This window comes from Caballeronia sp. LZ033, from assembly GCF_031451265.1.
Taxonomy (GTDB): Bacteria; Pseudomonadota; Gammaproteobacteria; order Burkholderiales; family Burkholderiaceae; genus Caballeronia.
Genome location: NZ_JARUXQ010000004.1, coordinates 65508 through 79880 on the forward strand (window position 1 = coordinate 65508; position 14373 = coordinate 79880).

Here is a 14373-nt window from a genome sequence, read left to right on the forward strand (position 1 = left end):
TCGCTGGATGCCGTAATGAAATGCGAGTGCATGCCGTGTCGGACGACATGAATGTCCTCAGCCCGAAACCGCCTAACCACGCCGCCGCCCATGCCGTTGCCGATTGTCATTGCCGATGATTCCCTGCTCGCGCGCAAGGTGTTGACGCGCGCGCTGCCGCCGGACTGGGACGTCGAGATTTCCTACGCCACCAATGGGCGGGAGGCGCTCGAGCACTATCGGGCGGGCCGCGCCTCGGTGATGTTCCTGGACCTGACGATGCCCGACATGACCGGCTATCAGGTGCTCGACGCCCTGCAGCACGAGGATCTGAATACCTTTGTGATCGTCGTCTCCGCCGATGTGCAGCCGCTCGCCCAGGAGCGGGTTCGCGCGCTCGGCGCGATCGCATTCCTGCCGAAGCCGGTGACGCCCGAGGCATTGCGTCCCGTTTTGAAGGAGTACGGCATCCATGGTTGATACCGCCCCGAACGAAGCCCTGAGCGAAGCCCTGAACGAAGATCAGCGCGATGCGCTCCAGGAAGTCGCCAACATGGCGATGGGCCAGGCCGCGACGCGCCTCTCGAAGCTGCTCGGCACGTTCATCGAACTTTCCGTGCCGCGCGTGCGCGTGGTGAGCGTGGCCGACGCGTCCGCCGCGCTGAGCGAGATGACCGGCATCACGGATACGGTCACGGCGGTGCGCCAGGGCTTTCGTTCCGACATCAAGGGCGAGGCCATCGTGCTCTGCAAGAGCGCCAGCGTCGAGCAGCTGTGCGCGCTCGTCGACGATCCCTACACGCAGTCCACCTACGAAGCGACCACCCGCACCGAACTCGTCTTCGATGTGGCGACCGTGCTGATGGGCGCGTGCGTGTCGTGCATTCTCGACCAGCTGGGGCGTTCGCCCATCTTTTCGCCACCGGGAATGCTCGGCGAAGACATCGGGCTCGACGAAGTGTTCCAGCCCGCGATGCTCGCGTGGAAAACGGCGCTGCTGCTCGAAGTGAATTTCGCGCTGGAAGATCACAGCTTCCGCGCTCATCTCGTGATGCTGATGGCCGAAGACGCCATCGCGCACATGAACGAAGCGCTCGACGCGCTTCTCTCCAGTCTCTGAACGAGCCAGGATCCGGGCATGAACGAACTGAGACACGTGCTGAGTGAATTGGTGATCGAGCGCGTGGGTTTCGGCATCTTCGTGCTGGACCGCGATCTCAACGTGCTGATGTGGAACCGCTTCATGGCGGATCACAGCGGCAAGACCGCCGAGCAGGTGATCGGCAAGTCCATCTTCCTGAGCTTTCCGGAACTGCCGCGCGTGTGGTTCACGCGCAAGGTGGAAAGCGTGTTCCAGCTGGGCAGTTTCACGTTCAGTTCGTGGGAGCAGCGGCCGTATCTCTTCAAGTTCGATCACGACCGGCCCATCACGGGCGGCGTCGACTACATGCAGCAGGACTGCACCTTCATGCCGCTCACGCACGAGCGCGAGGTGCGCGCGGTCTGCGTGACGATTTCCGACGCCACGCACGCGAGCATGATGCAGCGCGCCCGCGACGAAGCCGTGGCGAAGCTGCAGGAGTTCGCCGACCGCGACGGCCTCACGGGCATCGCGAACCGGCGCTATTTCGAATTGCGCCTGGGCGATGAATTCCAGCGTTGGCAACGCTACGGCGGCGAGCTGTCGATGCTGCTGTTCGACCTCGATCACTTCAAGCGTATCAACGACGACCTGGGCCATCTGGTCGGCGATACCGTGCTGCGCGTGATGGCGGAGCGCGTCGCCCGGAGCGTGCGCGTGCAGGACGTGTTCGGGCGTTTCGGCGGCGAGGAATTCGCGCTGCTGCTGCCGTGCACGAACTTCGAGGACGCGATGATCGTTGCCGAGAAGGTGCGCCGCGCAATCGGCGAAACGCCCGTGGACGTGCAGGGCGCGTGCGTGCCGGTCACGGCGAGCGTCGGGGCGGCGCGTGCCCGCGCGGGCGTGACGTCGTCCTACGAGGCGCTGATCAACGAGGCCGACGCGGCGCTCTACACGGCCAAACGGGAAGGGCGCAATCGGGCGGTCGGGTTCGCCTGACGCTCTGCCGCGCGCGCCGCGCCGGCCGCCCGGCGCGGCCCGGGCGCAACCGTCGAAACTGTTGATATACTCTGAGCCGCTTTCCGGCGCAGTCGCAGCCGGTTCGCGCCGGCCTTCCTTTCCGATCAGCCCCCGGTATCACACAAGCGCCAGGTTGTTCCGCGCGCATCGGGCTGTTTCCGAAGCCGGCGCCCGATCCCTAAATTTGCCCGTGGGGGCGCCACAGCGGAGTCCGTCTTGGCCGTTTCCAACATCGTCGCTGAAGAACCCGCGCCCGACGCCGCCAAGGCATCGTCGGGCAGCTCGTTCTATCTGGCGATGCGCATCCTTCCCGCCCGTCAGCGGGACGCGATGTACCAGATCTACGCCTTCTGCCGCGCGGTCGACGACATCGCCGACGAAGGCACCCTGCCGCGCCGCGAGCGCGCGATTGCGCTCGACCGCTGGCGCGAAGACATCGACGCCTGCTATGCGGGCGCGCCGAAACAGTCGCTGCAGGCGCTCACGCAGCACATCCAGGCTTTCCAGCTGTCCCGCGACGACTTCCAGGCCGTCATCGACGGCATGGCAATGGACGCCGCCGGCGACATCGTCGCGCCCGACGAAGCCACGCTCGACCTCTATTGCGACCGTGTCGCGAGCGCCGTGGGGCGTCTGTCGGTGAGGATCTTCGGGATGCACGAGGACGCCGGCCGGCGCCTTGCGCACCATCTCGGGCGGGCGCTGCAACTGACCAACATCCTGCGAGACATCGACGAAGACGCGGACATCGGCCGCGTGTACCTGCCGCGCGAACTGCTCGCGCGCGAAGGCATCTCCACGAGCGACGCGGCGAGCATCGTCGCCGACGCCCGTCTGCCGCGTGTCTGCGCCGTCCTCGCCGAGCGCGCCAGGAGCCACTACGCCCAGTCCGACGCGATCATGGCCGCCTCGCCGCGCGCCCAGGTGCGCGCGCCGCGCATCATGTCGGCCGCGTATCGCACGGTGCTTGACGCCAACCTGAAACGCGGCTTCGACCTGCCGCGCAATCGCGTGCGCACGCCGCGTTCGCGCCTGCTGTGGATCGTGGCGCGCAATCTGATCTGATGTCCCGTCGGGTCCACGTCATCGGTGCGGGCGTGGCCGGTCTCGCGGCGGCGGTCCAGGCGCAGCGGCGCGGCGCACGCGTCGTGCTGCACGAGGCCGAGGCGTTTGCCGGCGGTCGTTGCCGCTCGTTCTTCGATGCCAAACTCGGTGCCACGCTCGATAACGGCAATCATCTTTTGCTATCCGGCAATCAATCGACGATGGCGTATCTGCGGGCGATCGGCGCGACGGATGCGCTGACCGGGCCGGCGCACGCGGACTATTCGTTCCGGGATACCGCAAGCGGCGACGCCTGGTCCATCCGCATGTCGCCGGGGCGGCTGCCGCGCTGGATCTTCGACGCCCACGCGCGCGTGCCCGGCACCCAGCCCGCTGATTATCTGTCGCTGCTGCCGCTGTTCTTCCTGCGTCCGGGGCGCACCGTCGAGGACGCACTGCGCAGGAAGGATCGCGCGTGGGATCTGCTGGCGCGGCCGCTGCTGCGCGCCATGCTGAACGCCGATCCCTCCGAGGCCAGCGCCGAAACGGCAGCCGGCCTGCTGCGCGAGACCGTCGCGGCCGGTGGCCACGCGTGCCGCCCGCTGGTGGCGAAGAGCGGCTTGTCGCACGCGTTCGTCGACCCGGCTCTGCGGCTCCTGCAGTATGGCGGCGCCGATATCCGGCTGGGCGTGCGGGTGGCGGCCATCGGGGTAACAGGCACGGATTCGAATGAGCGTGTAAGCTCGCTGGCTTTCGAGCGTGCGCCGGGAAGCCTGAACGGCGCGGCGGAGCCGCTGGCGCTCGCGCCGGAAGACGGCGTCGTGCTCGCGGTGCCGCCCGCCGCAGCGCGCCGGCTCGTACCGGGCCTGAGCGCGCCGGACGCGTCGCGGGCCATCGTCACCGCGCATTTCGCGACTGATGCGCCACACGGCTTCGAGCCGCTGACGTGTCTGGTCAACGGCCAGTCGGACTGGCTGTTCGTCGCCGATGGCCGCGCGACGGTGACGTTCGCGAGCGCGGACCGCTGGCTCGCGACGCCGCACGAGGAACTGGCGCGGACCGCGTGGCAGGAAGCTGCCCGGGCGATGCGCCTGCCGGCCGCACTCATGCCGCCCTGGCAGGTCGTCGCGGAGGCGCACGCGACCTTTGCCGCGGTGCCCGCGCAGGAAGGCTTGCGGGCCGCGACGCGCACCCGCTGGCCCAATTTCACACTCGCGGGCGACTGGACGGCGACCGGCCTGCCCGCGACGATTGAAGGCGCGATCCGCTCCGGCCAGAAGGCTGCGGATGCGCTGCTGAACCCATCGATGGAACGCAGATGAACGACTTGTCCCTGTCGGCCGTGGGCGCGCAGGTTTCGAAATCGACACTCGATACCGCGATCAACCAGGCCACCGACGCGCTGCTCGCGGGGCAGCATCCTGACGGCTACTGGCTCTACGAACTCGAAGCGGACGCGACGATTCCCGCCGAATACGTGCTGCTCGTGCATTACCTCGGCGAGACCGCGGACCCGACGCTCGAAGCGAAGATCGGCCGCTATCTGCGCCGCATCCAGCGCGAAGACGGCGGCTGGCCGCTGTTCGACGGCGGCAGGATGGACGTTTCCGCCACGGTGAAGGCGTATTTCGCGCTGAAGATGATCGGCGATTCGCCGGACGCCGACCACATGCAGCGCGCACGCGGCGCGATCCTCGCCGCCGGCGGCGCCGAGAAGGTCAACGTGTTCACGCGCATCCTGCTGGCGCTGTTCGGCGTGGTGTCGTGGCGCGCGGTGCCGATGATGCCCGTCGAGATCATGCGCCTGCCGATGTGGTTCCCGTTCCATCTGTCGAAGGTGTCCTACTGGGCGCGCACGGTGATCGTGCCCATGCTCGTGCTCAACGCCAAGCGTCCGCGGGCGCGCAATCCGCGCGGCGTGCGCATCGACGAGGTGTTTGCGAATCCGCCGGTCAATACCGGCATGCCGGCGCGCGCGGGGCATCAGAAGCGCGGCTGGTTCGCCTTCTTCCGCGTGGTGGATTCGCTGCTGCGCGTCGCCGATCCGCTGCTGCCCAAGGGCGGGCGCGAGCGCGCCATCGATGAAGCGGTGCGTTTCGTCGATGAACGGCTGAACGGCGAGGACGGTCTCGGCGCGATTTTCCCGGCGATGGCCAACTCGGTGATGATGTACGACGTGCTCGGCTATCCGCCCGAGCATCCGAACCGCGCGATTGCCCGCAAGTCGCTGGACAAGCTGCTGATCGTCGATTCCGCCGATGACGGCGAAGCGTATTGCCAGCCGTGCCTGTCGCCGGTGTGGGATACGTCGCTGGCGGCGCACGCGCTGCTCGAAACCGGCATGCCGAAGGCGCGCGCGGCGGTGAAGCGCGGTCTCGACTGGCTGGTGCCGCTGCAGATCCTCGACGTGCGCGGCGACTGGATTTCGCGTCGCGCGCATGTGCGGCCGGGCGGCTGGGCGTTCCAGTTCGCCAATCCGCACTATCCGGATGTCGACGATACCGCGGTGGTCGCGATGGCGATGGAGCGCGCCGATCGCGAAAACGGCACGGCCATGTACGGCGAGGCGATTGCCCGGGCGCGCGAATGGGTCGTCGGCATGCAGAGCAGCGATGGCGGCTGGGGCGCGTTCGAGCCGGAGAACACCCAGTTCTACCTGAACAACATTCCGTTCTCGGATCACGGCGCGCTGCTGGATCCGCCGACCGTCGATGTCTCGGCGCGCTGTCTGTCGATGCTCGCGCAGCTCGGCGAAACCGCGCTGAACAGCGAGCCTGCGCGCCGTGCGTTCGAGTACATCGTCAATGACCAGGAACGCGACGGCAGCTGGTACGGACGCTGGGGCATGAATTACATCTACGGCACCTGGTCGGCGATGTGCGCGCTCAACGCCGCCGGCGTCGCGCCGACGGACCCGCGCATGAAGCGCGCGGCGGACTGGCTGATCGGCATCCAGAACGCGGATGGCGGCTGGGGTGAGGACGGCGAGAGCTACAAGCTCGACTACCACGCCTACGAGCCGGCGATCAGCACCGCGTCGCAGACGGCCTGGGCGCTGCTCGGGCTGATGGCGGCGGGGCTGGTGGAGCATCCGGCGGTCGCGCGCGGCGTCGACTATCTGATGCGCACGCAGCAGGCGCACGGCCTGTGGGACGAGACGCGCTTCACCGCGACCGGCTTTCCGCGCGTGTTTTATTTGCGCTACCACGGCTATCGCAAGTTCTTTCCGCTGTGGGCGCTGGCGCGCTACCGCAATCTGACGCGCGAAGGTCTCACGCGCGTCGTGGCGGCGATGTGAGCGCAGACGCGGGTCGTGCTTCTGCCGGCAAGCCCGTCGTGGCCGTGACCGGCATGGCGTTCGAGGCGAAGATCGTGCGCGGGCAGGGCGTGGACGTCGTGTTCGCGGCGCGCAGCGACTGGCTCGAACGCGCGCTGTCCGAGGCCATCGCGCGCGGCTGTTCCGGCATCATCAGCTTCGGCACCGCGGGCGGTCTGGCGCCGGATCTCGCGCCGGGCGCGTTGATCATTGCGGATAGCGTCTGCGGGCCGCTTGGTGAAGTGCCGACCGATGCCGCCTGGTCCGCGCGCATCGTCGCGGCGCTGGCGGGAACACCCGTGGAGCGTCTGACGCGGCGCGGCCCCATGGCCGGCGTTGCCGCGCCGGTGACGGGCGAAGCCGAAAAACAGGCGCTGCATCGCGCGACAGGCGCACTGGCCGTCGATATGGAATCGCACGTGGCCGGCAGCATGGCCCAGGCGCGGGGTCTGCCGTTCGCCGTGTGCCGCGCGATCGTCGATCCGGCATGGCGCAGCCTGCCGCCCGCCGCCATGGCTGGCCTGCGGGACGACGGAACCACGGCCATCGGTCCGATCCTGCGTGAATTGCTGCGCCAGCCGTCGCAACTGGGCGGCTTGCTGCGCCTCGCCGGCGACGCCCGCGATGCCCGCAACACCCTCGTTCAGGCTCGCCGTGCGCTCGTAACGGCGCGGGCGCTCGCCTGCAACTGAAGCTTCCTTTATTTCTTGCTTTCTGCGGGTTAACCCCTATCTCGATATAATCAGGGAAAACCCTAATCACCCGCGCGCGTAGATTTCGGTCGAGATCGCGGCGCAAGTAGCAGAAAGTGAGGTATCAAATGAATTTTCATACTCGCAAGTGGGTCAAGCCGGAAGACCTGAACCCCAATGGCACGTTGTTCGGCGGCAGCTTGCTGCGCTGGATCGACGAAGAAGCCGCCATCTACGCCATTTCACAGCTGAACAATCAGCGCGTCGTGACCAAGTTCATGTCGGAAATCAACTTCGTCAGCTCGGCGCGGCAGGGCGACATCATCGAACTGGGTATCGCGGCGACGCATTTCGGCCGCACGTCGATCACGCTGCGCGCCGAAGTGCGCAACAAGATCACCCGCAAGAGCATCCTGACGGTCGAGAAGATGGTGTTCGTGAACCTGAACCAGCAGGGCGAGCCCGCGCCGCACGGCCGCACGAAAATCCGCTATGCCGATGAACTGTTCGAAGCCTATCGGCGCGATCAGGGCCCGGTCGAAGCGCCCGCCATGTCGGGAGATGATCTGTTCGAAGCGCAGGCCGAGGAAGCGGCACACTGAATGAAAATGGGCGCCGTAGAACGGCGCCCATTTTCGTTTGGAGTGACTTACTTGGCGGGCTGTGCCGCTGGATCGTCGTACTGCGGCAGGCCTTGCCCCTTGCTCGAACTGGGCGACGGCGCGCCCTGCGGCGCATTTTCCGCAGGCGCGGGCGACTTGCCGCCGACGCCGCCCGCCGGCGCCCCGGCTGCTCCGGCCGCGCCCGGATCGTCATACGTAGGCAAGCCTTGCTCCTGGCTGCCGCCGCCGCTCTGTCCCGGCGGCGCACTGGCGCCTTCCGGCGCGCTCGCGCCTTCGTCGCCGTAGTCAGGCAGCGTCGACGCGCCGCCGCCAGTCAGCAGGTACTGGCGGCGCTGCGTGTAGGCATCGCGGACAAAAGCGTATTTGTCGAGCGCGGCCGCCGAGAGCAGGTCGGTCGCACCGATCAGATCGGCCCGCGCGCTGACGAAATTCACGCCGTACAGCGGCCAGCGGATGTCGGCATCGGTATAGCTGATCGGATTCACGCGCCAGTCGACCAGCCAGGTGGTCGAGTCGCGGAACGAACTCGGGCCGAGCAGCGGCAGCACGAGATACGGACCCGACGGCACGCCGTAGTGCCCGAGCGTCAGGCCGAAATCCTGGTGATGCTTCGGCAGGCCCGCCGGCGACGCAATATCGATCAGCCCGCCGATCCCGAACACCGAGTTCATCGCGATGCGCATCAGATCTTCCGTGGCATCGGTGATCTTCAGTTGCAGCAGGTTATTGGCGAAGTTGGAGAAGTCGCCGAGATTCGAGAAGAAGTTGCTGACGGCGGTGCGGAACGGGCTCGGCGTGTAATCCACGTAGAACTGCGCGACGGGCTTCGCCACGTAGGTGTCGAGCGTGTCGTTGAACGTGAAGATCTTGCGGTTCATCGGCTCGAGCGGATCGCGCGGATTGCGGTCCGGGCCGGTTGCGCAGCCGCTGGTGGCGAGCATGCCCGCGATTGCCAGTCCCATTCCCAGGTTGCGCACTGCGCGAGGGGTCAACGCCGTCGATCCCGACTTCATTCTTCAATTCCTCTTAGGTTGTCATGCCGTTGAGCCGCGCGCAGCCTGGCCCGGTCCGCGGCGCGTACGCGGCGCGGTTTGCCCATCAGGACCGGCTGGAAGACCACGGCGCCGACCAGCGTGCAAAACAGCGACAGCGCCAGCAGCCGCCCCATGCTGGAGGTGCCCGGATGATGCGAGAACCACAGGCTGCCGAATGCGGTTGCGGTGGTGGCCGCGCTGAACATCACGGCGTGCGTGAGACTCGATTGCAGCAGGCGCGTCTGGCCGGAGCGCCACGCCATCACGAAGTAGATCTTGAACGCGACGCCCACGCCCAGCATGAGCGGCAACGCGATGATGTTCGCAAAGTTGAGCGGCATCCTGAAGACAACGCACAGCTCCAGCGTCACGATCGCGGAAACGAGCAACGGTACCAAAGTTCTCAGAACGTCGCCAAAACGGCGAAGTGCGATCCACAGCAGCACCGTGATCGCGGCCAGCGAGTACAGCGCCGCCTGCTGGAACGACTTGATGATGGTCTCCGCCGAATGGCGCACTGAAATCGGCCCGCCGATCGCGTCCGGCTCGGCCTTCTGGACAGCATCGGCGAAGCGGGCGAGCAGCGCGTCGTCGTTCGGATCGGCGCCGGGAGCAATCTTCGGCGAGACGTCGACGAGCGCCTGTCCCTGCGGCGTCACCCAGGTCTCGACCATCTGCGGGGGCAGGCTCGCGCGAGTGATTTCGCTGGGCGTCAGCAGCGAACGCAGTTGCGCGAGCGCGATGCGCAACGGGTCGGCCAGTGCGTGGTCGGCGCGGTCGCGGGTAGCGGCATCAGCCTGGGCAAGCTGCGCGAGCGTCTGCGACAGCTGCTTCGCTTCCTTGTCGCCGGGGCCGGGATGCTCGTCGGCCGCGAGCGACAACTGGCTCGACACGCGCTTCAGCGCCGCGACCCTGATCTCGTCCGTCGCCGGGGCGGCCGTGGGCTGATCGAGCGCGGGCAACAGCTGGTCGGCGGCAGCCCTGATGAGCGCGAGCTTTTGCGGCTGGTCGCCGGGGATCAGCGACGACAGCGTGGTCGCGCGTCCGACTTCCGGCAGCTTGTCCAGCTTCGCGGCAATACGGTCGGCATCGGCAAGCGAGGGCGCCAGCACCGCGACATCGTTGACCGCGCCTTCGGGCGAATCCTTGAGCGAAAGCAGCGTTGCCATCGACTCGGTGTGCGGATCCTTCAGATGCAGCGGATTGAAGTCGAAGCGCAGGTTGAACAGCAGCGGCAGCGCGCCGATCACCACGACCAGCGTGCCGATCAGCACCGGCTTGCGATGCTTGTCGAGAAATTCATCGACGGGTGCGAGCACCGGAAAGCCCGGCGAGTGCGCCTCGCCCGGCGGCGCGAACACCTTGATCAGCGCGGGCAGCAGCGTCATGTTGGTGAGGTATGCGACGAACATGCCGACGCCCGCGATCAGGCCCAGTTCCGACACGCCGCGATAGGCGGTCGGCAGGAACGAGAAGAAGCTTGCGGCGGTCGCGGTGGCGGCGAGCGTCAGCGGCACGGCCACATGTCGCGCGGTTTCGGCGAGCGAGACGTCGAGCCGCTTGTGCTTGTAGCGCTCCTCGCGGTATTTCACGCCGAACTGGATGCCGAAATCCACGCCCAGCCCGACGAACAGCACCATGAACGCCACCGAGATCATGTTCAGCGCGTGGACCATCATGAGACCGAGCGCGGCCGTGATCGCCAGGCCGACGAACAGCGTGATGAACACCGCGAGAATCATGCGTTTCGAGCGCAGCGCGACCCACAGGATCATCAGCACCACCAGAAAGGTCAGCACGCCGTTGAGCGCGGCGCCGTCCTGCACGGATGCGAATTCCTCGTCGGCGAGCGGCTGCGCGCCGGTCAGATGCAGGCTGGCGCCATACTTTTTGTCGAGGCCAAGTTCGGCGGCTTTCGCGCGGATCTCGTCCGATGTGCCCGCCGCCGCCTTCAGCGCGTTGAAGTCCAGGTCGGGCAGGACGGTGATGAAGGCACGTCCCGGCGCATCCTTGTTCGACGAACCCGAATCCGCCAGCTGGCGCCAAGAGAACGCGGCCGGTTGATTGGCCAGCACGTGTGTCAGCACGGTGTTGGCATGGCCGAGCAGGCCGGCCATCTGGCCGAGATTGACCTGGCCAAGCGTCAGCGGCAGGTTGAGCGTGGTGTTGAGCGTCTGCGCGAGACCGGTGAGCGTCGGGTCGTGGGCAAGCGTGTTGATGAGCGGACGCGCCGAGACGAGCTGCTTCGTCACTTGCTCGACCTTGTCGACGGGCAGGTAGAGCAGGCCTTCGTGCTCGAAGAACGAGCCGCCCGAAGGCTGCGACACCGACTTGAAGCGCTCCGGTTCCTTGGCGAGGGCGGCGGCGAGCTGGTTCGCGGCGGCGTCGGCGAACTCCTGCGCGGGCGCTTCCACCACGATAAGCAAGGTGGCTCCGCGCTGCGGAAAGGCCTGGTCGATGGCCTTGCTGCGCGCCGCCCACTCGGGTTCGGTCTCGATCAGTTGGCTGACGTCGGTGCTGATCTTGAAATGATGAACGACGTAGATCGTGCTCAGCACGCCGAGCAGGAGCGAAACGGCGATGATCCAGGCCGGGCGGCGGATGGCGAGGGTGACGAAACGAGTAATGTTGGACGTCAGCATGAAGACGCTACCTGTGTGTCCTGTTATTTTTGCGCATTGCTGCTACGCGCGAAGTGCATGATGCCGATCGCCGGAAAGCGCATCGCCCCGATCAAACGACGCGGTGTGCCGCGCAAGTATAGCGGGCGCTTCAGCACTGTCCGCGCTTGAACTGTCGCGGCGCTGCGGTGTCGATATACTTGCTGCACCAGCCGGCGGCAGCCTTGTGCAACGTCCAGGGCCGTAGAGCCCACGCCAACAAACCAGATCAGAGAACGGGTGCCATGAAACGCTATCTGTCCATTTGCTTCGCTTTCCTCCTTGCCTCGGTGGCCTTCACGGGCGAGGCAGCCGCACAAACGAGTCCCGATGCCGTCGTCAAGAACGCGGTGGAGGGCACGGTCGACGCGATGAAGGCCGACCCGCAGGCGCGCGGCGGCGACATGGCGAAGATCACGCAGCTCGTCCAGACCCGCTTCCTGCCCGCCACCGACTTCCAGCGCACGACGCGCATCGCGGTGGGCAAGGCCTGGGCCAGCGCCACGCCCGAGCAACAGAAGCAGCTGTATGACCAGTTCCAGACGCTGCTGGTCCACACCTACGCGGCGTCCCTGTCGCAACTGCGCGACCAGGAAGTGAAATTCAAGTTCGACTCGCCCAACATCGATGCCAATACCAAGGACACGGTGGTCGAATCGCACGTCATCTCCACGGGCGGCGACAACCCGGTGCGCTACCGTCTGCAGAAGACCCCGCAGGGCTGGAAAATCTATGACATCGACATGATGGGCGCGTGGCTCATCCAGGTCTATCAGCAACAATTCGCGGGGCAGTTGCAGAAGGGCGGCGTCGATGCCCTGATCAAGTTCCTCGCCGAGCACAACGCCCGTTCGGCGGGCTGACGCGCTAGCGTCGGCGGTGCTCTACCGCGAACTTGATCAGCTCGGCCTGGCCGTCTATATCCAGTTTGCGCTTCAAATTCAGCCGGTGCGTTTCTACCGTGCGCACCGACAGCCCGTGCTGTTGCGCGATCTGCTTGCTCGAGAGGCCTTGCGCCAGCGCGTCGAGAATCTCGAGTTCGCGCGGCGTCAGGCGTTCGAGCGGGGTTTGCATTGAACGTGCCTGGATCATGCGCGCCGCCACGCCGGCGCTGAAGAAGGTCCGGCCGGCGAGCACCGCGTCGATGGCCTGGATGATTTCCGTCGCCGGCGAATCCTTCAGCACATAGCCGCTCGCGCCCGCGCGCACTGCCTGCATGACGTACTCGACGTTGTCGTGCATCGACAACATCAGCACGCGAATGTCCGGAAAGCGCTCGTGGAAGCGTGCCGCCAGCTCGATCCCGCTCATGCCCGCCATGCCCACGTCCATCAGCACGAGATCGGGCGGATTCGCCTCGTCGGCGGCGAGGGCGAGTGCATCCGGGCCATTGCCCGCTTCGCCGATCACCCGCAGATGCGGTACGGAATCGAGGCGCGCGCGCAGGCCGTCGCGCACCAGCGGATGATCGTCGACGAGAATCAGGCGGGCGGGTTCAGCGCTCATCGGCGTGTCCTTGGAGATTGGGTGCGGCGAGCGGCAGCGGCACGCTCGCGACGATGACCGTACGGCCCAGTTGCGAGTCGATGCGCAGCGCACCGCCCAGTGTATCGAGCCGCTCGCGCATGTTGCGCAGGCCGAGGCCGCGCATGGGATCGGACAGCACGGCGGGCACGTCGAAGCCGACGCCGTTGTCCGTGATGTCGAGCGTCACCGCGTGCCTCGCGACGGCAAGCGTCAATTGCGCGCGCGACGCCTTGGCGTGCCGCGTGATGTTGTTGAGCGCTTCTTGTGCGATCCGGAACAGCACGGTGTTGACAGTGTCCGGCAGGCTTTCGCCCGTGCCGGTCGAGTCGAAAAGCACTTCGATGCCGTCCTGACCGTTCGATTCGCGCGCGAGTTGTTCGAGCGCGGCGGCGAGGCCGAGGTCGTCGAGCATCGCGGGGCGCAGCGCGTGGGAGATGCGCCGCACTTCGCGCAGCGTCCCGGCGAGCCGCCCGAGACCGGTCGAGAGCGCGGCTTCCGCGGTGGGTTCGCGCGCCGCGCTGCGTTCGAAGCGGGCCAGCGCCGATTCGAGCAGCAGCTTCACCGATACCAGCATCTGGCTGATGCCGTCGTGCAGTTCGCGCGAGAGGCGCGCGCGTTCCTGTTCCTGCGATTCCACCACTTGCCGCGCGAGGCGCCTGAGCTTGGCGTCGGCGCTGCGGTGCTCGCTGATGTTGAGCACGGCGGCGCAGATCGCGATGACGGCGAGCGCGGCCAGCGCAATGACGCCGATCCACGTCAGCGTGCGCGCGATATTCGAGGCGGCGCGGTCGTCGATGCGCGCGAGCGTCGTTTCCACGTCTTCGAGATAGATGCCGGTGCCGATCATCCAGCCCCAGCGTTCGAGCGGCACGACATAGCCGAGCTTGGGCGCGAGCAATCCCGTCGATGGCCTGCGCCACAGGTAGCGCACATAGCCTCCGCCTTGCGATGCCTGGCGGACGAGTTCCTGAATGGTCAGTGCGCCGTTGGGATCGCGCATCAGCCATAGATCGCGGCCGACGAGATCGGGCTGGCGCGGATGCATCAGTGACAGGCCGTGCATCGTGTAGACGAAGAAATAGCCGTCCTGGCCGAAGTCGAGCCGTTGCAGCGCGTCGAGTGCGAGGCGACGGCGTTCTTCGTCGCTGCGCGGGTCGCCGGGGGGCGGGTCATAGAACGGCGCGATCGTGCTCTGCGCGATCTCGACGTAATGCCGCAGCTCGATTTCCTTGCTCGAGACGTACGCGGCCTGCGTGGTGGCGTGCTGAACCTGCGCGAGCGACTGCGCCTGCTGCCGCACGCCGTAGGTGATGCCGCCGATCGCGAGCGCGAACGGCACGATGGCGAGCAGGAAGATTTTGACCTTGAGATTCATTGCAACAGGGTTTTCCGCTACG

The 14373-nt window shown here is 66.8% G+C and carries 13 protein-coding genes; 9 read left to right on the forward strand and 4 right to left on the reverse strand.

The window, feature by feature from the left end:
- Window positions 1-90: 90 nt before the first annotated feature.
- The 8 genes from QCE62_RS27675 (at window position 91) to QCE62_RS27710 (ending at window position 7734) form a co-directional block, all read left to right on the forward strand.
- Window positions 91-459, forward strand: a complete 369-nt coding sequence (locus QCE62_RS27675; protein WP_309819094.1) for a response regulator — start codon at window positions 91-93, stop codon at window positions 457-459.
- Between the two features lie 19 nt (window positions 460-478).
- Window positions 479-1099: a chemotaxis protein CheC gene (locus tag QCE62_RS27680; RefSeq protein ID WP_309927472.1), complete on the forward strand. Its 621-nt coding sequence runs from the start codon at window positions 479-481 to the stop codon at window positions 1097-1099.
- Between the two features lie 18 nt (window positions 1100-1117).
- Window positions 1118-2059: a diguanylate cyclase gene (locus QCE62_RS27685; RefSeq protein WP_309819098.1), complete on the forward strand. Its 942-nt coding sequence runs from the start codon at window positions 1118-1120 to the stop codon at window positions 2057-2059.
- 237 nt (window positions 2060-2296) lie between these two features.
- Window positions 2297-3145, forward strand: a complete 849-nt coding sequence (hpnD, locus tag QCE62_RS27690; protein WP_309925480.1) for a presqualene diphosphate synthase HpnD — start codon at window positions 2297-2299, stop codon at window positions 3143-3145.
- The gene (gene hpnE / locus QCE62_RS27695) at window positions 3145-4446 is read left to right on the forward strand and encodes a hydroxysqualene dehydroxylase HpnE (protein ID WP_309925482.1); all 1302 of its coding nucleotides are present in this window, start codon (window positions 3145-3147) and stop codon (window positions 4444-4446) included. The genes hpnD and hpnE overlap by 1 nt, the downstream gene beginning before the upstream one ends.
- Window positions 4443-6422, forward strand: a complete 1980-nt coding sequence (gene shc, locus QCE62_RS27700) for a squalene--hopene cyclase (protein ID WP_309925485.1) — start codon at window positions 4443-4445, stop codon at window positions 6420-6422. Before hpnE ends, shc begins: the two co-directional genes overlap by 4 nt.
- Before the next feature lie 53 nt (window positions 6423-6475).
- Complete coding sequence (locus QCE62_RS27705) at window positions 6476-7132, forward strand: phosphorylase (RefSeq protein WP_309927474.1); 657 nt, start codon at window positions 6476-6478, stop codon at window positions 7130-7132.
- Between the two features lie 128 nt (window positions 7133-7260).
- Complete coding sequence (locus tag QCE62_RS27710; protein WP_309819108.1) at window positions 7261-7734, forward strand: hotdog domain-containing protein; 474 nt, start codon at window positions 7261-7263, stop codon at window positions 7732-7734.
- Window positions 7735-7781: 47 nt separating this feature from the next.
- Here QCE62_RS27710 and QCE62_RS27715 read toward each other — a convergent pair whose 3' ends face one another.
- Both QCE62_RS27715 and QCE62_RS27720 read right to left on the reverse strand, forming a co-directional pair.
- Window positions 7782-8717: a VacJ family lipoprotein gene (locus QCE62_RS27715; protein ID WP_309925488.1), complete on the reverse strand. Its 936-nt coding sequence runs from the start codon at window positions 8715-8717 to the stop codon at window positions 7782-7784.
- A gap of 47 nt (window positions 8718-8764) precedes the next feature.
- Entirely contained in the window at window positions 8765-11431 is a 2667-nt protein-coding gene (locus QCE62_RS27720) for an MMPL family transporter (protein WP_309925490.1), read from the reverse strand.
- A 263-nt stretch (window positions 11432-11694) separates the two neighbouring features.
- Here QCE62_RS27720 and QCE62_RS27725 point away from each other — a divergent pair, with 263 nt between their 5' ends.
- Window positions 11695-12312: an ABC transporter substrate-binding protein gene (locus tag QCE62_RS27725; RefSeq protein ID WP_309925493.1), complete on the forward strand. Its 618-nt coding sequence runs from the start codon at window positions 11695-11697 to the stop codon at window positions 12310-12312.
- Between the two features lie 4 nt (window positions 12313-12316).
- On the opposite strand, the gene QCE62_RS27730 is transcribed toward QCE62_RS27725, so the two are convergent.
- Both QCE62_RS27730 and QCE62_RS27735 read right to left on the reverse strand, forming a co-directional pair.
- A complete protein-coding gene (locus QCE62_RS27730) occupies window positions 12317-12955 on the reverse strand; it encodes a response regulator transcription factor (protein ID WP_309819115.1) in 639 nt (212 codons plus the stop codon).
- Complete coding sequence (locus tag QCE62_RS27735) at window positions 12945-14351, reverse strand: cache domain-containing protein (protein WP_309925495.1); 1407 nt, start codon at window positions 14349-14351, stop codon at window positions 12945-12947. The genes QCE62_RS27730 and QCE62_RS27735 overlap by 11 nt, the downstream gene beginning before the upstream one ends.
- Window positions 14352-14373 lie beyond the last annotated feature (22 nt).